This is a genomic window from Deinococcus depolymerans (genome assembly GCF_039522025.1).
GTDB lineage: Bacteria > Deinococcota > Deinococci > Deinococcales > Deinococcaceae > Deinococcus > Deinococcus depolymerans.
The window spans coordinates 1-19,139 of the sequence record NZ_BAAADB010000033.1 but is presented as its reverse complement, the minus strand read 5'-3'; the positions used below and the strand labels follow the sequence as shown (position 1 = coordinate 19,139).

At 69.4% G+C, this 19,139-nt stretch carries 11 protein-coding genes; 10 read left to right on the top strand and 1 reads right to left on the bottom strand.

The genetic code is table 11. The annotated features are described in order from the left end of the window. The first annotated feature begins 26 nt into the window (after window positions 1-26). From ABDZ66_RS16925 to ABDZ66_RS16880, 10 genes are all read left to right on the top strand, one after another. Complete coding sequence (locus ABDZ66_RS16925; protein ID WP_343761455.1) at window positions 27-6,434, top strand: DEAD/DEAH box helicase; 6,408 nt, start codon at window positions 27-29, stop codon at window positions 6,432-6,434. Continuing rightward, window positions 6,401-7,609 (top strand): PD-(D/E)XK nuclease family protein, encoded by a 1,209-nt coding sequence (locus ABDZ66_RS16920; protein ID WP_343761453.1) that lies wholly within the window; start codon window positions 6,401-6,403, stop codon window positions 7,607-7,609. The genes ABDZ66_RS16925 and ABDZ66_RS16920 overlap by 34 nt, the downstream gene beginning before the upstream one ends. Before the next feature lie 222 nt (window positions 7,610-7,831). After that, complete coding sequence (locus ABDZ66_RS16915; RefSeq protein WP_343761451.1) at window positions 7,832-8,917, top strand: DNA cytosine methyltransferase; 1,086 nt, start codon at window positions 7,832-7,834, stop codon at window positions 8,915-8,917. Between the two features lie 214 nt (window positions 8,918-9,131). Beyond that, on the top strand, window positions 9,132-10,082 hold the full coding sequence (locus tag ABDZ66_RS16910; protein WP_343761448.1) for a hypothetical protein: 951 nt from the start codon (window positions 9,132-9,134) through the stop codon (window positions 10,080-10,082). A 302-nt stretch (window positions 10,083-10,384) separates the two neighbouring features. Beyond that, window positions 10,385-11,227: a hypothetical protein gene (locus ABDZ66_RS16905; protein WP_343761446.1), complete on the top strand. Its 843-nt coding sequence runs from the start codon at window positions 10,385-10,387 to the stop codon at window positions 11,225-11,227. A gap of 244 nt (window positions 11,228-11,471) precedes the next feature. Beyond that, the gene (locus ABDZ66_RS16900; protein WP_343761443.1) at window positions 11,472-12,848 is read left to right on the top strand and encodes a hypothetical protein; all 1,377 of its coding nucleotides are present in this window, start codon (window positions 11,472-11,474) and stop codon (window positions 12,846-12,848) included. Window positions 12,849-12,887: 39 nt separating this feature from the next. After that, complete coding sequence (locus tag ABDZ66_RS16895) at window positions 12,888-14,588, top strand: nuclease-related domain-containing DEAD/DEAH box helicase (RefSeq protein WP_343761439.1); 1,701 nt, start codon at window positions 12,888-12,890, stop codon at window positions 14,586-14,588. Window positions 14,589-14,617: 29 nt separating this feature from the next. Continuing rightward, complete coding sequence (locus tag ABDZ66_RS16890; protein WP_343761437.1) at window positions 14,618-14,923, top strand: hypothetical protein; 306 nt, start codon at window positions 14,618-14,620, stop codon at window positions 14,921-14,923. Between the two features lie 394 nt (window positions 14,924-15,317). Further along, entirely contained in the window at window positions 15,318-16,094 is a 777-nt protein-coding gene (locus tag ABDZ66_RS16885; RefSeq protein ID WP_343761435.1) for a ParA family protein, read from the top strand. Continuing rightward, entirely contained in the window at window positions 16,081-17,076 is a 996-nt protein-coding gene (locus ABDZ66_RS16880; protein ID WP_343761433.1) for a ParB/RepB/Spo0J family partition protein, read from the top strand. Before ABDZ66_RS16885 ends, ABDZ66_RS16880 begins: the two co-directional genes overlap by 14 nt. An 809-nt stretch (window positions 17,077-17,885) precedes the next feature. Here ABDZ66_RS16880 and ABDZ66_RS16875 read toward each other — a convergent pair. Next, a complete protein-coding gene (locus ABDZ66_RS16875; protein WP_343761431.1) occupies window positions 17,886-18,944 on the bottom strand; it encodes a hypothetical protein in 1,059 nt (352 codons plus the stop codon). Between the last annotated feature and the right edge of the window lie 195 nt (window positions 18,945-19,139).

The following is a 19,139-nucleotide window of genomic DNA, read 5'->3' as shown; positions in this document are numbered from 1 at the left end:
ACGTCCCCGTTCCCGCTGGAGATCCCATGCAAGATCCGATCGGCAGTTTCGTCAGAATCCGCGAGCTCTACCTGAGCTATCTCGACACGGCGTTCCGCATCGGCGACGCCGACGTCGCCGACGAGCGGCGCAGGCTCCTGCGCGCTCCCGGCACGCTGTGCACCGAACCGCTCGTGGAGCCTCTCCCCCGTTACATGCCGTCCGAGTGGACGTTCGAGAACCTGGTTCGTCCCCCGGCCACCGGTGAGGATCCGCTCGGCGGCGCGCCGGAATCCCACCGACGCGCGTTCGTCGAGCTGGTCCTGGCCGGCCTGTTCCCGTCCGTTCCCGTGGCCGCCGGAGCGGGGCCGCTCACGCGGCAGGCGAAGTACGCGCCCTATCTCCATCAGATACAGATGCTGACCCGGGGCGTACGCCCCGGCACGCCGGGCATCGTCACATCCGGAACCGGTTCGGGCAAGACGGAATCGTTCTTGCTGCCGGTGTTCGCCGCGCTCGCCGGCGAAGCCGCGACGTGGGAAGCGCCCGACGCCAACTTCCTGGCCCGGCGCTGGTGGACCGATCCCGCGACCGGACGGCCGTATGGGAAGGTGAAGGAAGACGGGCAGTTCCAGCCCTCGTTCACCGAGATCCCGTCCGAACGGCGACCTTCGAAGGCGTATCCCCGCCGGTCGCCGGTGGTGTCCCACCGGCAGGGAGAACGTCGCCCGGCCGCCGTCCGCGCGCTGATCCTGTACCCGATGAACGCGCTCGTGGAGGATCAGATGGTCCGCCTGCGCAAGGCCCTGGACTCCCGGGAGGCCCGGGCGGTCATGGACCGCGAGTTCGGCGGCAACCGCATCTTCTTCGGACGCTACACCGGCAAGAGCCCGGTCACCGGCCACGAGGACAACCCGGCGTTCCGCCACCTCCTGGACATGAGCCCCGACGACGGTCGGCTGGATCTGCCCGCCTCGGACGACCACGCGGGCGAGGACGATCCGGCGACGTTCAAGAGCGTCCGAGAGGCAGAATTCCGCCGCCGGATCCGGCGGCAGACGCAACTGTTCGGGGAGATGGCGCAGGCGGAACTGGGGCAGCGCCAGGCGCGCGAGTACGCCTGGCGAAACGGCCCCGGGCACACGGACCCGTTCGATCCGAAAGAGGCCGCGTCCGCGTTCGGGAACGACTCACCGTTCATGTTCCCGTCCACCGACGGCGGCGAACTGATCTCCCGGTGGGACATGCAGCGGACGCCCCCGGACCTCCTCATCACGAACGTGAGCATGCTCAGCGCGATGCTGTCGCGTGAAGTGGACGACGACATCTTCCGGCAGACCAAGGCGTGGCTGGAGGAACCCGACTCGTACTTCTACCTCGTTTTGGACGAGCTGCACCTCCAACGCGGATCCGCCGGGACCGAGGTCGCGTACCTGCTGCGGCTCCTGCTCGACCGCCTCGGACTCACGGCGGAAGGTCAGCGGCACAAGCTCAGGATCCTCGCGTCCAGCGCCTCCCTCCCGACGACGCCCGGCGCGGCCGGCGCCGACGCCAGCGTCGAATACCTGTGGGACATGTTCGGACGGTTCGGCACGCACGCCGAGACGCCGGAGGACGCCAAAGCGGCCTGGCGGGCAGCCATCGTGGCCGGGCAGGAGATTCCCTACGAAGCCCATGGCGGCGCTCGTGGAGGCCTGGAGTCGACGCCGTTCACCGACCTCCTCGACCAGACCGCCGCGTCCCGGGCGCGTGACGCGGAAGACCGTCCCCTGACCGCCGACGACGCGCTGCACATGCCGGACGCGGCCACGCGCTGGGCGGCCGTGGCCGGGCAGCTGGGCGTGCCGCACGCCGACCGGCCGCTCGAGGACGTCGTCGCAGACGTCGCCAGGGCAGCGGCGGCCGCCGTCGCCGTCGCGTGCTGGAATCCGGAAGAGGGACGCACCCGCGCCGTGACGGCCAGGCGGCTCGCCTGGACCCTCTTCCGGGACTTGAGGAACGGCCACCCGGCGCCGGAGGACCTGCCGTTCGACCTCGCCCTGCGCGCGATCCGCGCGGTCCTCTTCGTCCGGGGCTGCGGCGACGGGCTGGCCCGGCGCGTGACGGAGGCGCCGTCTTTCCGCATCCACACGTTCTTCCGCAGCGTCGAGGGGCTGTACGCACCGGTCTGGAAGAACGCCGGCCTGCCCGCCTCCGAACGGAGCACGGCCCGAAAGGCCGAGATCGGTCGGCTCAGCATCGAACGGGAGAGCCGGAAACGGTTCGACGTCGGTGACGAGGATCCGAAGATGCTGAGGCAGTTCGAGGTGCTCTACTGCGAATGCTGCGGCGAGCTGTTCGTGGGCGGGATGCGGTCGCAGGGGTCCACGCGCTCGCCGAAGATCGAGCTGCTGCCCCACGAGCCGCTGCTGGACGGACTGCCCGACACCGCGGCGTCGCAACGGTTCGAGGAACTCTCCTACGACCAGTACGCGGTGTTCTGGCCTACCGACCTCGCCCCCGAGAAGTGCCCCAAGAGTTGGAAAGCCGGGAACCTGGACCGGGTGACCGGGATCGTCACGGTCCGCAACGCGGCCCGTCCGGCGGCGCCGGGCGTGTCGGAGACCGTGCCCGGTTTCCTCTACGAACGCCTCGCCGGTTCTACGGACCGCCACAAGCGGAAGCCGAACGACCCCGAGACGCACGTCCCCTACGCCTGTCCCAAGTGCGGTACGGACTACGAACCCCGGCAGAAGGGCATGGGGCGACTCTCGCCGGTCCGCAACTTCCGCGCCGGTTTCGGAAAGACCACGCAGCTGCTGGCGACCGAACTGTTCGACGTGCAGCGCGTCGCCGACCCGAGCAACGCCCCGAAGCTGGTCTCCTTCTCGGACAGCCGTCAGGACGCGGCGAGGGCGGCGCTGGACATCGAACGTCTGCATCACCAGGACCTGCGCCGCGAGATCCTCTTCGTCTGCCTCCAGGAACACGCGGCCGCACGCCGCACGCCGGAGGAGCTGGCCGCCGAGATCCGCGAGCTGGAAGCCGACATGGAGCGGGCGGCGGTGGAGCGACGTTTCGGGGACATGGCCGGGATCGGGGCACGCCTCGACGCGGCGACCGCGGCGCTGAAGACCGCCGACGACCCGTCGGTGGCGTTCGCGGATCTCGTGGAGGATTACGATTTCAACGTGGCGGCGGCGCTTGACGGGCAGGAGGTGCGCCCGCTGATCGCCGCGATGGCCCGGCAGGGCGTTCACCCGTACGACGACGCGGGGATCGACAGACCCAAAGGCACCACCAACGAAACACGCGAACGGCTCTTCGACTGGGACACCTTCTTCGAGTTGAGAAGCGGCGAACGGATCCACTGGAAGGCGGATACCGACAAGAACAAGGCGCTGTCGAGTGCGAGACGCCCCCTGATCTACCGCTTCCAGCGCGCCATGACCGACGTCGTCTTCAACAAGACGTACTTCTCGTTCGAGGAAGCCGGCCTCGGCTACGTGACCGTCCGGCCGACCGACATCCCCGAAAGCCGGCGGACCGACGGCCGGGTCTCGGAACTCGCGGCGCTGATCCGGGTCCTGACGGACGCCTACCGGTACGATCCTTCCAAGTACCGTTCCGAGGACGATCCGCTGCGAGAGATCGGACCGAGAGGGACGGCGCGCGGCAAGGTCCTGGCCTACGCGAAGGCCGTCTGGGGAGAGACGGACGGCGAAGCGCGCCTCGAGACCGCCCTGAACGACCTTGCCGCGGCCGGCCACGCCGGCGGGATCGTCTCGATGAGCCGGATCCGCTTCCATGTCGCGCGGCCCGAGGACAGCTTCTGGCGCTGCGACACCTGCTCGCGGGTCCACCTGCACCGCGGCGCCGGGCTCTGCACGCGCTGCCTGGCCAAGCTGCCGGAGGCGCCTTTCGGGACCGTCGCCTCGCTCAGGGCCGTCAACTTCCTCGGCCGGCGGGTGAACCGGGCCGTCGACCACTGGGAAGACGAGTCGAGCGAGGTGGCGCCCTTCTTCCGCCTGCACTGCGAGGAACTGACCGGGCAGACCGAAGACCCGGCCGCGCGGCAGCGGGAATTCAAGGGGATCTTCGTGCCGAGATCCGACGAAAGCCATGCAGACGGCGAGCAAGTGGATGACGACCTCGACGAGATCGAGACGGGGGCAGGGGAACTCCATAAGCGCAAGGCCACGATCGACCTGCTGGCCGTGACGACGACGATGGAAGTCGGGATCGACATCGGCCCGCTCCAGGCGGTCATGCAGGCCAACATGCCGCCGCAGCGGTTCAACTACCAGCAGCGGGTCGGCCGCGCCGGTCGCCGCGGTCAGGCGTTCTCCATGGCCTTGACCGTCTGCCGCACCAAGAGCCACGATCTCCATTACTTCCGTAATCCGGAACGGATGACGGGCGACGTGCCGCCACCCCCGGTCCTGACCAAGAGCATGGGCTCCATCGCCCAGCGCTTCCTGCGCAAGAAATGGCTGGTGGACGCGTTCGGGCTGCTCCGGCAGCAGGACCGCGCGGCGGGAGACCGCCTGTATCCCGGCGATCTCATGTCGCCGCCGGACATCCACGGCGAGTTCGTACCGGTCGCGACGTACCTGAACGGTTCCAAGTGGCGGGACAGGCTCCGCGGGGCGCTGGAGGCGACCGCCGGGGAAGCCGAGCGATTCCGGGGCGTCCTCGCGGCGGACGGCAAGACCGCCGTGATCCGTCCGGCGCCGGACGAACTGATCGCCGAACTGGACGGCGTCACCGCGGAAGTGGCGCCCGGCCTGGCGCAGGCCGTGGCGGAGACCGGGCTGCTGCCCATGTACGGCATGCCCACGCGGGTCCGGAACCTCTACCTGGGGACCCGTCGCGTGGACGGTCGAGACGAGTTCGACAGCGTGGACCGCGATCTGGACGTGGCCATCTACGAGTTCGCTCCCGAAGCGCGCCTCGTGAAGGACAAGTTCGAGTACGTCTCCGTCGGATTCACGCCCGACCTCGACCTGCCGCCGTTCGGCAGGAAAGGGCAGGTCGTTCCGGTCAAGGCCTTCCGGGACGACGCGTTCGGAGAGAAGTTCCGGCTGACCCAATGCCGGGCCTGCAGCGCGTGGGCCAGGATCGGCCCGGCCGACACGACCCCGGACGCGACCTGCCGGGCCTGCGGCTCGCCGCTGGACGAGGACAGCGGTCACGACTGCGTGGTCCCGAACGGCTTCCGGACCGATTTCGGCCGGCGGCCCCGCAACGAGGAGGGGGGCGGCGGCGCCCGCCACCGCACCGTCCAGGCCGAAGGCAGTGCGATCGCGCCGGTGACGTACACGCTGGCACCGGGAGACGGTGCGTCAATCGGGGCGAGTCTCGACGTGGCGTTCGACGGGCGGGCACGCACCTACCGCCTCAACCGCGGGCGGTCGGGCACCGGTTTCGTGACGACCGGCGGGAACCAGGTGGTCACGCGGAGCGGCGGAAGCTTCCGGCTGCCGCACCAGGAGCTGGCCGAGGTACCGGGCGTGCACCGCCACGGATTCACCGCGGAGTCGAGCGAGCGTCCCCCCGTCTGGCTCGCCGCGCCCAAGACGACCGATTCCCTCTACCTCGCGCCGACGGCCCTGAACCCCGCGCTCGCACTGCACCGCATGCCCCTGCGGACCGAAGGAGTCGAGGAGTCGGACCACGCCAGGTCGAGGTGGCAGGGCGTGCGCGCGGCGGCGCTCTCCGCCACGTTCATGACCGTCAGTCGGGCGGCCCTGGAGCTCGACATCGCGCCCGAGGAACTGGCGGTCCTGGAACCGCGTCTCTTCGGCCGCGCGCCGGCTCGCCCGCTCCTGCAGATCACGGACGAGCTGGTCAACGGCGCCGGATTCTGCCGGATCCTCAGCGAGCCCGCGCCGGGCCAGACAGTGCCCCGCATCCTGTCGTTCGCCCGGTCGATGCTCACGGACGCGACCGCCTATCCGCGGTCGGAGTTCGAAGGGCCCGACCACGGCGACTGCTCGACGGCGTGCTACCGCTGCCTCCTGAGGTACGGAAACCAGCACTACCACGGCCTGTTGGACTGGCGCCTGGGTCTGACGTACCTGAGGGCGCTGCTCGACCCGACGTTCTCGTGCGGCCTCGACGGCGATTTCGGGAGTCCCGGCCTGCAGGGCCACCTGGAAGACGCCGAGCGACTCGCCGAGGAGATGGCCGAAGGATTCGGTGGCGAGACGATGCTCTTCGCAGGCGGGAAGGTTCCGGCCTTCCGGATCAAGAAGAGCAGCGGCGGGTTGACGCCGTGGGTGCTCGTCGCGCATCCCCTCTGGAACTGGGACCCGAACGCCGAACTGGCGGCCGGCACGATCCTCGCGCAGGCCGACGAGGAGGCGGCCGCCGAATCGGGCGGCGCGACGCTCTGCTGGGACACGTTCAACCTCGAACGGCGCCAGGTGCAGGTGCGGGAATGGATCAGGCAGCAGGCGACGCTCGCCCGTTGACGCCGGGGGGCACACGCCCCCCGGTCCTCCCGGAGCTCCTGAAGACGGTCCACGTCCCCGAGCGGTTCAGTCCGTCCGCTTTCCACGCTCTCGAACGGTGTCCCCTGTCGCAGCTGCACGGACTCGGCGAAGCCGAGCGGCTGCCGCCGAACCCGGCGGCGCTGCTCGGGACCGTCCTTCACGAGACCGTGGCCCGCCTCGCCCGGGTGGGCCCGCCGGCGCACGACGTCACGGAGGTGTTCGACGAGGTCCTGCACTCGACCGAGGAGGCCGCCCGGAGGCTCTGGCCGCAGGCGGGGCTGGTTCCGCTCCGGAGGGCCGTGGGGCGCACGGTCTGGCGGAAAGGGCAGGCGAGGCTGCTCGCCTGGGCGTCCGGCGCCGCTCGGAGCGTTCCTCCGTCACGGCGCGCTCCGCCCCGAGGCCTCCCCGGCGACCGCGTCCCCCGGATCCCCACGGGGCGCGAACGACGGCTCGACGTACCGGAGCTGCGTCTCGCAGGGCGCCCGGATCTGATCGAACGGATCGGTACCGAAGTGCACGTCACGGATCTGAAGTCCGGCGTCACGGCGCGCGGCGGCCGCCCGAGTCTTCCCCTCGCCCGGCAGATGTGGTTGTACGCGACGATGCTCGAGACGCTGGAACCGGGTGTCCGGGTCCGGCTGTGGCTCCACGGTGCCGACCGCGTGGAGGTGCCGTGGGGCGAGTCCGAAAGGGCCGACACCCGGGCCCGGCTGGACGACCTCCTCGTCAGGTTTCCGAGCGGACGTCCGGTCGAAGCGGCCGCCGTCGCGATCCCCGGACCTCACTGCGGCCCGTGCCCGGTCAGACACCGGTGCCCCGGCTACCGGAGTCGCGCCGTGTCCTGGTGGGGGCAGACCTCCTCGGACGGACCCGTCGCACCGTACGACGTCTGGGGAGAGGTGACGGGCAGGCCTTCGCCCACAGATCCGACCGACGACCGGGCGGCCCTCAGGGACGAGGCGGGCAGGACATTCCTGATCTCCGGCGCAGCCCGCTGGTCGTTCGTACCCGGCGAGCGGGCGTGGTTCTTCGGGCTCCGACCGGACGAGACGACACCCATGCACGGGACGTGGATTCACCCGCGGAACTTCCGGATTCCGGACGTCGACATGGACGGCGTGGGGATCCAGGGCGTATACCGCAGTCGCCCGTGACCGGGACGGCTTCCGCACACGCCCGTGCCGTGTGCGGGAGCATCCTTGGAGTCGGTGACCGGCGCGACGGTCTCTCGGTTCCCGGCATCCCACGGCGGACCTGCCCGGCACCCGCGCGCTCCAGTCGGGTCGCGCGGCACCCGAAGGGGCGTGAGCGGCTATAGTCGGTACGACGCGATGAGTGGAGAAAAGCGACACAGTCTACAAATTTCCGAACGACCGGTGGTCGCCGTCGACATGTTCTGCGGCGTCGGCGGGCTCACCTACGGCCTTCGGGAGGCCGGCTTGCAGGTCAAGGCGGGCTACGATCTGGACGACAGCTGCAGCTTCGCCTACGAGGCGAACAACGACGGAGCGACGTTCCTGCACGCGGACATCACGACCGTGACGGCGGACGACCTGGCGGCGCATTACCCGCCGGGCGCGACCCGGGTCCTGGTCGGCTGCGCGCCATGTCAGCCGTATTCCACGGCGGCCGCCAAGACCAAGATCGGCAAGTCGGTCGAGGAGCTGCAGAGCGAATGGGCGCCCCTCCAGGCTTTCCTGGACCTGATCCTGACTCTCAGACCCGAAGTGGTGAGCATGGAGAACGTCGTCCGGCTGGCTACGAAAGGCAAGTTCCCGATCTACGCGGAGTTCAAGGCGTCGCTCGAGAAGGCCGGCTACGAGGTGAGCGAATACCGCGTCTTCGGACCGGACTACGGAATCCCGCAGGCCAGGCGCCGCCTCGTCCTCTTCGCCTCCCGGTGGGGGAAGGTCGCGTTGCCTCCGGCGACGCATACCCGGAACGATCCGGTGTCGGTCCACGAGGCCCTCCGTGACCTGCCACCCCTGCAGGTCGGAGAAACGGATCCGCACGATCCTCTCCACAAGACCTACAAGTTGACGGAACTCAACCTGAAGCGCGCGAAGGCCTCCAAACCCGGCGGCACCTGGGCCGACTGGCCGGACGACCTGAAACTCGCATGTCACCGCAAAGCGTCCGGCGCGACGTACGGCTCGGTCTACGGACGCATGGACCCGGCGCAGCCCTCTCCCACCATGACGACACAGTTCTACAACATCGGGACCGGCCGGTTCGTCCATCCGACCCAGGACCGGGGGCTGAGCCTGAGGGAAGGCGCGATCCTCCAGACGTTCCCCCGCTCGTACCGGTTCGTCCGGCCCGGGGAAGCCGCCTCGTTCACGCGGCACGGGCGGCAGATCGGCAACGCCGTACCGCCCGAACTCGGCCGGGTGATCGGCCGGGCCATCCTCGACCATCTCGAGAAGGTCAGGACGGCGCCGCCGCTCATCCCTCCCGTCTGATCCGGACCGTGCCGCTCCGGTGCCGAGCGTCATGAAGTCGGACCGCTTCCGCTTCCCGCCCGGGCTCCTGACCGACTGCTTCCCTCTGGCCCGGTTCGGGCCGGCGGCCCGAACCGGGCCTTCGCGGGACGGAGTGTCGCCTCCGAGCCCGGTGGAAACGCTCCTGAGAACCCTTCGGAGCGGACGCGACTCCACGCCGTTCCGAGAGGGAGTCGTGGTGCCGATCGGCTTGGCGTCGGACGAGCTCCGTCTGGCGCGGGCCGCCTGGCTGTGCGAGACCGGCCGGCCGCGCGAAGCCCACGACGAGGCTCTGCACCTCCTGCCCTACGCCGCCGCCGACCGGAAACGCCTGATCCTGGCCCACCTGATCCTGGCCCGGTCGGCCAGTCTGTCCAGTGACGACCGCGAAGCCGAGGAGGCCTTCGCGGAAGCCCATCGCCTCGCGGATACGTCCAAGGCAGGTGAGCTGCGTGTACCGGTACTCTGCCTGCGGGCGCAGTCGACGCCCGACCCGAGGAGAGCGGTGAACCACGCCCGTCGCGCCGTCTCCCTCGCCCGGACGGGCACATGGAAATTCCACGCTCGTGCGACGCTGGCCGGCCTGCTCGTGGACCGAGCTCCCTACGGCGCGTTGGAACAGGCGAGACTCGCACGTCCGGATGCGCCGGCAGACGTCCTACCTCTGCTGGACTCCATCGAAGCGGCCGCCTTCGAACGTCTCCGGTCTCCCGCCGACTCGGTGGAGACCGGAGAACCGGTGACTGCCGCGGTGTACCTCACCGATCCGCCCCGGCTGCTGCTGGGAGACCCGCCCGTCCGACTGGCTGTCGGTCCCGATCTCGCCCTGCTCGTCGCCTACCTGACGGAACATCCGGGCGCCAGGCTGATTGAGGTGGCCGAGCGGCTGCTACCGGAAAGTCGCGGCACGTCCGGCAGGGTACGCCACGACGACGCAGCCCACCGCGTCGCTCGTGTCCGGCAGGTCGTCCAGCGGCTGAGACGACTCGTCGGAGACCGTGACGTGATCGTCTCCTCGAACGGTCGCCTCCACCTCGGGCCCGACTACCGCTGGACCAGCGACCTGACGGTCGTGAGACAGGATCCGGCTCTCCTCGCGCCTTCCCTGACCACCGATCGGACCTGGCCTATCGATCCGCTCGACTGACGATCCCAGGCGGGAGCCGTCACGGTCGGGAAATTCGATTCCACCGAAGTCGACGGCTCTCACGTGTCGCATCGGTTCTCTCGGCACCACGGTAGGCGCACCGGCTTAGCGGCGGTGCGCCTTTCGCGTCAGGCGGTTCGTGGCGTCTCCGACGTACAGTGGCGGTCCTTACCTTCCACGCGTGCCTGCGGCACGCGGCAATGGCTTCGACCGACTTCCTGACCGCGTTGGCCTCCGTCTGCTCCTCTCTCCGTGACGTCCAGTTCTGCGAATCTCCCTCCGGCCGTCTGCTCGCGGCCGCCGTGGAGGCCGAGCTGGCGTCCACCTCGAAACGGAACGTCCGCGACGCGTTGCTCGCCGGCGACGTGCTCCGCGCCGCGAACTCGACCTACGCCGGCGAGACGTTCAGGCGCGACGTCGGCCGGGCCCTCGCGCCGGTCGTGGCTCCGCTCACGGAGGTGCTCGCGGTGGAATTCGCGGACGTCCTCGAACGTGAGGACGCCGCCGGCTTCGTCGTACGCGTCGACCCGGCCCGCGCCAGCCACCTGCCTCGCGGGCGTCGCCGTGACGGGGTCCTGAGCGGCTCGGACGTCCGCGAGGTGCTGTCGGCCGCGATCGGCGACCCGGTGATCGTGGCCCTCTGGGCGTCCGCGCAGGCCGGCGTGGCCGCCGCCCCGACGGGGTTCGCCCGGTACGCCGCCAACAATTCGGCGTTCGTGAACCGGCAGCGCCTGTTCGGAGCGCGGGTCAGCCTGTCCGGCACGCCGGAAGGGACCGGTCGGTACGTCTACGACTTCGAGGAGGCGCTGACCCGCCCTCTCGAGGAGGCCGACGGGGACTTCGGACGGGTCCGGGAATCCGACCTGGAGTACAGCCTCCTGCTCGACCTGAGGCGGACGGTCGGAACGCTCCGCGTCCCCGTGTTCGGGGCGCTGCTGGACGGGCTCTACCGCGCCGCGCCCGCCGAGATCGACCTGCTTCTGCGGGACGCGACCCGGGCCGAGCTGTTCGACGTCGCCGAACGCGCGGCGGTCGCCCGGGCCGCCGGTACGGACGAGTCCGTGGTCCGGGCGACGGAGCGGGCGGCGATCCAGGTCTTGCGGGCCATGCACGCGCGTGCGGGCCGGGCCGCTCGGGCCGCCTGAAGACCGGTGTCCGATTTCGCGTCTGTGGACAGAGGGCCGTCGCCGACGGTCCGAGCCGCGCACTCCTGCGCAGGGCGACGACCCGCCCGTCCCCGGAGGTACTTCATGTTCCGACCCGTCACGCGTCTCCTGCTCGCTCTGGTTCTCGCCGTCTCCGCCTCCCGGGGCGCGGCGGAGGACGTCGGGCACCTACCGCCCCTCCTGACCGCTACTGTAGGCGCAGGCGGTACGCCCGCCGACACGGATGACGACACCTGACCCCTCCCCCCGGTTTCTCGAGGCCTACCGGCTGTTCCTGGACGGACGGCCCGAGGAGGCGCTGGCCGCGCTGCCCCCGGACGAGGGCCTGGAACCGCAGGCGAGCAGCACCCGGTGGCGCCTGCGCGGCATGCTCCACCAGCATGCCGGAGAGTACGACGAGGCCGAGGCCGCGTACGCCCGAGCGGCGGCGGCGATCCCCGCCTCGTCGCTGCGTTTCGGGGAAGCCCGGTTCGCCTCGGCGGTCCTGTTCGGCCTGCAGGGGCGCCGGGACGAGGCCGTGGGCGCATACCTGGACGCCCGGGAGAGGCTGCGCGAACACCGCCGGTACGCCCACCTGGCGCTCGTGAACTACAACCTCGGCTGGTCGCTGACCCAGTCGATGCGCCTGGAACTGGCCGCCGACGCCTTCGAACGCGACCTCCTGTCGACCGAACGGGGCGAGGCCAGGCAGCACGCCGGCCTGCTGCACTACGGCAGAGCCCACCTCTGGATCCTGACCGGCGAATACGACCGCGCGATCGGGAGTCTCTCCTGGGCGGCCGACGTGGAGACGAGCGTGGACGTCCGCGTCCGGATCGCGCACCTCCAGGCGCAGCTCGTGTGGCTCCGGACCGGCCGGTCCGGAGCCGCCGGGCTCGTCCGGACGTTGCGGGCCACCGGATCGGCTGGCGCCGGTCGACTCGCCCGGACGTCGGTGGACCTGAGCGACGACATCCTCTCCGGCGACGTCCACGCGCTGGACGAGGCCAGTCGACGGGCCGAGCATTCCGTCCGCGTCCGGGCAGGCCTGCATCTGGCCGGGATCGCCCTGCACAAAGGCGACGAGACCGAGACGGCACGGCGTCTGGACTCCGTCCTCGCCGCCCGTCCCCTTCCCGGACAACTCCAGTTCGAGGCGCCGTTCCTGAGGGACCTCTACGCCTGGGCCCGCGCGTCGGGACGGCCGTTGCCGCAGGAGCCGCCCACGCCGCTCAGGACCGTCCTCGCACCTCTGTACGGGCGTCCCCGACTGGTCGTGGCGGACCGTCCGGTACACCTGGACCTCACCCCCGAAGCGGCGGCGATCGCCTGCCGACTCTGCGAGGTCGGCGGCGAATCGGAAGAGACCCTCTGCCGGTACGTCCTCGGGCGGTCCGGTCGGCCCGGCAGGGCAGTCCTCGCCCGGGCGATCCGGCGACTGCGCCTCGCGTTCGGTACTCAGGACTGCGTGAAGGCCGACAACGGCACGGTACGCCTGAATCCCCTCTGGGAATGGCGGACCGACGAGGGAGCCGGCTCCGTCGCGTTCTCCGGACTCGACAGCGACTACGCGCGGGACGTCGAACTCCGCCGGCCACCCCGCGGCGCCTCGCCCGTTTGAGCCTCGCGCACCCCGTCGCCCGTGCGAGACTTCGGGACGATGGAACTCCAACTGCACAGCGGACGGATAGCCGATCTCGCCAACCGCGGGGAGCGCCGCGTCCTCGCCGACCTGGAGCGTGCCCGGGACCACCCGGCGGCACGCGACTGGGTGGTCCTCCATTCCGTCCGTGTCAAACCGGACCGGTCGCCGAACGGCGGCGAGGTGGATCTGGTCGTCCTCATGCCCGGAGCGAGCACGGTGGTGCTCCTCGAGATCAAAGGGCACGAGTCCGTCGAAGAGCGCGACGACCGGATCTTCGTGCGGTACCAGGACGGCAGTCGGAAGGACCCGCTCGTCCAGGTGGACCGCGCCAGGGGCGACATCCTGTCCATCCTGACCGAAGCCCGCAAGAGGGAGACCGTCCGCGCCCACGTCCACGTCGTCACCGGAGTCCTCCTCCCCTTCGCCACCCTCGGCAAGGCCGGCGGCGTGTCCTGGGACCGGCGGCAGATCGTCGACGAGCGCGAGATGCAGGACGGCATCGTCGAAGCGATCGCGCGGGTCGCCGGATACGCCACAGCGGGCACCGTCCTGCAGCCGCTCCACCCGCAGGCACAGGCGTTCGTTCGTGACCAGTTCCAACCGCGCTTCCAGCCCGCCCACGATCCCCACAGCATGATCGAAGCGGCGGAACGCGAAGCGCTGGAACTCACCCAACAGCAGTCGGACGTCATCGACAGCATCTTCGACAACGACCACAGCCCGCACGTCGTCCACGGCCCGGCCGGATCCGGGAAGACCGTCATGGCGATGGACCTGCTCCACCGGTACCTCCGCGAGAATCCGGGAGCCCGCGTGCTTTACCTCTGCTACAACGCCTTCCTGTCGCAGAAGGCGAGGCACATGGCCGACGGTCTCTTCGAAGCCGACACGATCCACCAGTTCATGTCGGACATCGGACGGCATCTCTGCTCGCCGGCCGAACAGAAGGCGACCGATTTCATGAACAGGCTCCTGCCCGAGATGGCCGCCCTGGCGGCCGACGAGGAGGGTATCAAGTACGACCTGGTCGTCGTCGACGAATACCCCGACATCTTCGAGGACCCGTACCTGTTTTTCTTGGACACGATCATCGAAGGCGGATTCGCCGAGGGCCGCTGGCATTTCCTGGGCGACGTCCAGCAGGACATCTTCAAACGAGACGTGGGGGAGCGGTTCACGGTGTTCGAACAGGGTCACTGCAAGGGGCGATCGCCCTACAGGAAAGTGCTGCGGGAGAATCTGCGCAATACCCGGCAGATCGCGGAACTCGGACGCCGGATCGTCAAGGACGACCGGATCCGGGCGTTGCGTGCCGACGGCGCACCGATCGAGATCCACGGCTACCGACATCTGCCGGATGCTCTGGAACGGGAGGTCAAACGCTGGCTCGGCGCCGGCTACCAGCCCTCCGAGATCGTCGTCATCTCGCCCGAAGCCGCGTCGATGGACGTCACGGTCGGCGGTCACGCCATTCGGGTCCTGTCGAGCGTCGAGGAGAGTTCACCGCTGGGTCTCACGACCGCCCGGCGCTTCAAAGGGTGCGAGACGCAGGTCGTGATCCTCGTGGATCCACAGGCGATCTCCACGGAGGACGAGGAACAGCTCAGACAACTGACCTACGTCGCCGTGACCCGCGCCAAACACGGCCTGAGCGTCCTATACCGGACAGAGGACCGCGCGAAGTTCGACGCCCTCTTCGGACATAGAACGTCTTGACCGACCACGCGCCGCACATCATGGGGACCATGCGGGTGCACGAAACCGAATTGGCCGAATTGTTGATCTCGCTCTGCGACGGCGATCTCCCGGCGACGGGGACGCTCGGCCCGGACGCCCGACACATCGGCACGGAAGAAGCATGGCGGATCCTCAGCGGCCCCCTTCTCGGGGCCGCGCGGATCGTCGTGCCGGTCCGGGAAGGAGCGCTCCTCCTCGTCGACCCGACGCATTCGGGCCCTGTGGTGGCGGCACTGTCGAGACGCTGGCGAGACCGCGCGATCGGCGTCCTGGCGGCGATCTACAGTCTGGATGCCGGCCGAATTCCGGACTGATTCGGCGAGACGAAAGAGACGACCGGACAGACCACGCCCGAACGACCGGTCGGCTCGCCAGGACGCAGGCCGACGGGGGGTAAGCGCGAGGCTCACCCAAGCCGAGTCTCTACTCGCAACCGTCCAAACTCCAGGCCCAGTCCATGTCGCCGAGCCGAGCCGCACTGAGGCGACCGTATGTCGCCCAGGTGGCATGTTCGCAGGAGTTCTACTGCTGGACTTACCGAGTGGTCTTCACGTGAAGACCACTCGGCCCTCCCCTGCTCCCCCTGTATCAGTCCACCCGTAACACGCCCTGGCGGCCACAGCCGAAATGGCCCGCAAGAGCGCGGCGTCGGCGGTCCTGAGCGGTCAGAACCCGTCTCTCGGCAGCCTGGGCTTTACCATGAGGGGAATGAAGGTACTGACATTCTTCAACCACGTCGGCGGGGCCCTGAAAAGCAGCCTGACGCGTGAGGTGGGCTTCTGCCTGGCGGCGCGTGGCTATCGGGTGCTGATGATCGACCTGGATCCCCAGGCGAACCTGTCCGCCTGGGCCGGTATCTCAACGGACGATCTCGCCCGGACGGTGCACGATACGGCCGTGGACGACGCGCCTCTCCCCTCTCCTTTTCCCACGCACGGCGTGGACCTGATTCCGAGCAACGTGCTGCTCTCCCTGGTGGAGGGCCGGATGCTCGGAACCGTCGGCTCACAGATGAACCTGCGTTCTCACCTGCATGACGAAATGAAAGACCGGTACGACGTGGTGCTGATCGACTCGCCGCCCAGCCTGGGACAACTCGCGGTCCTGGGTGCGATCGCCGCCGATCACCTGATCGTGCCGGTCCCCACAGAGGAGAAAGGCGTCCTCGGTCTCAAGGGCCTCACGCAGATGCTCCCCGCCTACCGCAAGCTCAACCCGGGTCTGAGCGTGGCCCTGTACGTCCCCACCCGCTACGACAAGCGCAACCTCCACGACCGCGAGATGCTGGCTTTCTACGAGCAGAACCTGCGGCCCTTGGCCTCCCCTGTTCCTCTGCGGGCGGTGTGGAAGGACGCGCAGCTCGCCCGGCAGCCGCTGAGCCTCTACGACGCGCGCAGCGAGGCCAACGCCCACGCTGCGCGCGTGACGGACGAGATCCTGCAGGCAGTCGGCCTGACCGTGGAGGCGGCACATGGCGCGCGCTAAGCGGCCCACACTGAGCGACTCGCTCGCCGAACTGGTAGGAGAGGCCTCAACCGTCGCCGCACCCGCCACGGCCGGTGAGCGCGTCACCGACGTCGCGCGGAACCTGATCGATCCCAACCCGTACCAGCCTCGCCGGCACTTCGATCCGCAGGCCCTCGAGCAGCTCGCGGTCTCGATCCACACGCACGGCGTGCTGCAACCGTTGCTGGTGCGGCCCGTACCCGGCGGCCGATACCAGATCGTCGGCGGCGAGCGCCGCTGGCGGGCCATCGGGCTGCTCACCGAACCCCAGCGCCCGCTGATCGTGGACGGCCAACCGCTTCCAGCCCGCACCGAGCTCGAGCGGGTACCCGTGGTGATCCGGGACGTGGCGGACGCCGACATGCGGATTCTCGCAGCGGTGGAGAACCTGCAGCGCACGGACCTGAACATCATCGACGAGGTGGACGCGACCATCGCCCTGATCGCCGCGACCCTCGGCTTAAGTGAGGAGGACGTCCCGGCGACCCTCGCCCGACTCGTGCGCACGCCGGGTGAACAGGGTGCGCAGCTCGACGCGCTCTTCGCGCAGCTCGGCCGGGGCACCTGGGGTAGCTTTTTCAAGAACAAGCTGCGCATCCGCCGACTCCCCGAGGACGTCCTCAGCGTCATGCGCCAGGACGGACTCGATTACCGCAAGGCGACCCTGATCGGCGCGCAGCCGGACGCAGAGCGCCGGGCGGCTCTACTCAACCTGGCCCGCGGCGGGGCCTCCCTGGAGCAGCTCAGCCAGGCGGCGAAGCGCGGCGCGCCGGGCGACGACGCGGCCCCACAGACGCCGGACCTGAGCCGCCTCGTGGGGCGCAGGCTGACCAGTGCCTCAGCGATCTCAGCCCTCTCGGCGGCGCGCCGCAAACGTCTCGAGCGGCTGCTCGCCCAGATGAACGACCTGTTCGAGGAACAGGAAAAGGACACGCCCGACCGGCGACCCAAAGGCCGCTGAAGGGCAGGTCGCGGGGTTGGTCTTCACCGAGAAGCTCCGGGGAAGCCCCCGCCTTTAGGCGCGGAGTCATGACGTGAAGACCAACCCTGCCTGTCCGGTCCGGCGATGGGTCGGTCGGGAAGGACGGCGCACCCGCGCACGCCTCGTCCCACGGCAGTGGTCTTCACATGAAGACCACTCCTGTGCGTGCCCTCGAGATCGACGCCCGGACCCTCCCCGCCACAGGCGGAAGCACTGTCCTTCCCGGTGGACCCGCGGGTCAGCCGAGCAGTGAGAGTCCCCCACCATGACGGGCAGACAGGCGACGACCCACGCGCGCTGCGGGCGAGCCTGCTCAGCCACGCCGCGACCACCGACGCGGGCCGGCTCGCCCCCATCCAGGTTCGGAACGATCGCTCCCCGGCGCACCTGAATGGATCCGGCCCGGCTCCACCCACCGGGCGCCGCTTCGTCAGTCCCGACCACACTCGCCACTGGAGCCGGCCAGCGCCAGAGGGCGAATGGAGGAGAGCGCCTACCCACGCGTCTGACGGGCCCCCTGTTGACCAGCAGGGTGCCCCGCTCAGGGCAGGTCGCGCCGGAAGTCCAGCTTACTCGGCATATCCTGCAGGTAGACCCGGCGCGGACCGGGATAGGGTAACCAGCGCTCGACCGGCCGGCCGGTCTCGGCGCCGCTTTCTAGGATCACCTGCATCCATCCGCTCTGGTTGAAAGTTTTTGCAAACCTTTCAATCAGAGTCCATATCACTACTCGACGCGGCCGAATCGGTGATCGGCAAAGTACTCGGCCTGACATCCTCAACGACGCATCAGCTGAGGCCCGCCTTCTCTCTCATCGGGTCGTTGCCCACCGGTATCGTCACACGTTCGTCCTCCCAGCGACCCACGTCCAGCGTCAGCGCCCCACGGTCCCGACCGACATATGGAGTCAGGAGGGACTGAAAATGGCTGACCATCCGACCGACGATCCCCTGGCCCAAGCCCTCGCGCCGTCCACCGAGCAGCGAGTCGACCTCAGGGGTCGCAGATCGGGGAAGACGCTGGTGGCGCTTGGCGTACGCGTAAGCAAAGCGGACAGCCACGTCCGGCGTCGCGGCTGTCACACGGCCGTCGTCAGGCAGGTACGGCACATCGGCCCAGGTGACCGGACAGGCCGCGTCCATGGAGTTCAGGTGCTCGACCCGGAAGGTGCGAACGGTGCGCACGGCTTCCCATAAGCGCAGTTGTGCGTCGAGCCCGGGGGACTGGACCATCACGGCGATCACCCCGGTACCGGGCGGCAGCAGGTCAAGCTGTCGGACATTCATTCCGCGGGGACCGACAGCCAGAACAGCCGAGGCCCGCACCGCCGCGGGGACCTTCAGGAGCCCGTTGGGCAACCGTGACGAACCCAGGAGGCTCCGGACGCCCCGGCGAACCTGCTCGTCCCAGGCCCGAGTCCCGTTGACGACCATTACCTCCACGTCGAGGCGACTGCTGGCGGCAGCGATCAGATCCACCTGCGCGGCCCCAGCCACGATCCGTCTGTGGCCGTCGTCTCTCAGGTCGGATTCACCGACCACGACGATATGCGCGGCGCCACCTGGTGACCACACATCCACCGGCAGCGGGTCGCCCCGGACCCATTGCAGGGGGGTACGCGGCGAGCGCAGCTGACTCCACCAGTAGCACAGACACGCTTCCTCGTAGGACAGCACGGCGGCCAGCTGGCCTTTCACCGCTTTGCGACGGTACCGAACCGCTTCCTCCGAGCGGCGCAACAGGACGTCCTGAACATCCTCGAGTTCAGGCGCAGCCATGAGCGCGAGAAGCCGGTCTTCCTCCGGCGTCCAGTACCGGTCGGAGCGTGTACTCCCGGCCGGGTTCACCTGACACGGTCTCCATCAACGCCAGCGCTCCGAGCAACGTGTCCGACACACCCTATTATCCAGGAACCGTGCCCGCCGTGGTAGTTGGCTGGAACTATGCCCGACACCACTGAAATGGGAGCGTCCGGGGCCTATCCCCGGACGTGTCAAAAGAGCTCCCACTCGAGAGTTTCGTCTGTCAGAACCCCGCCTGTC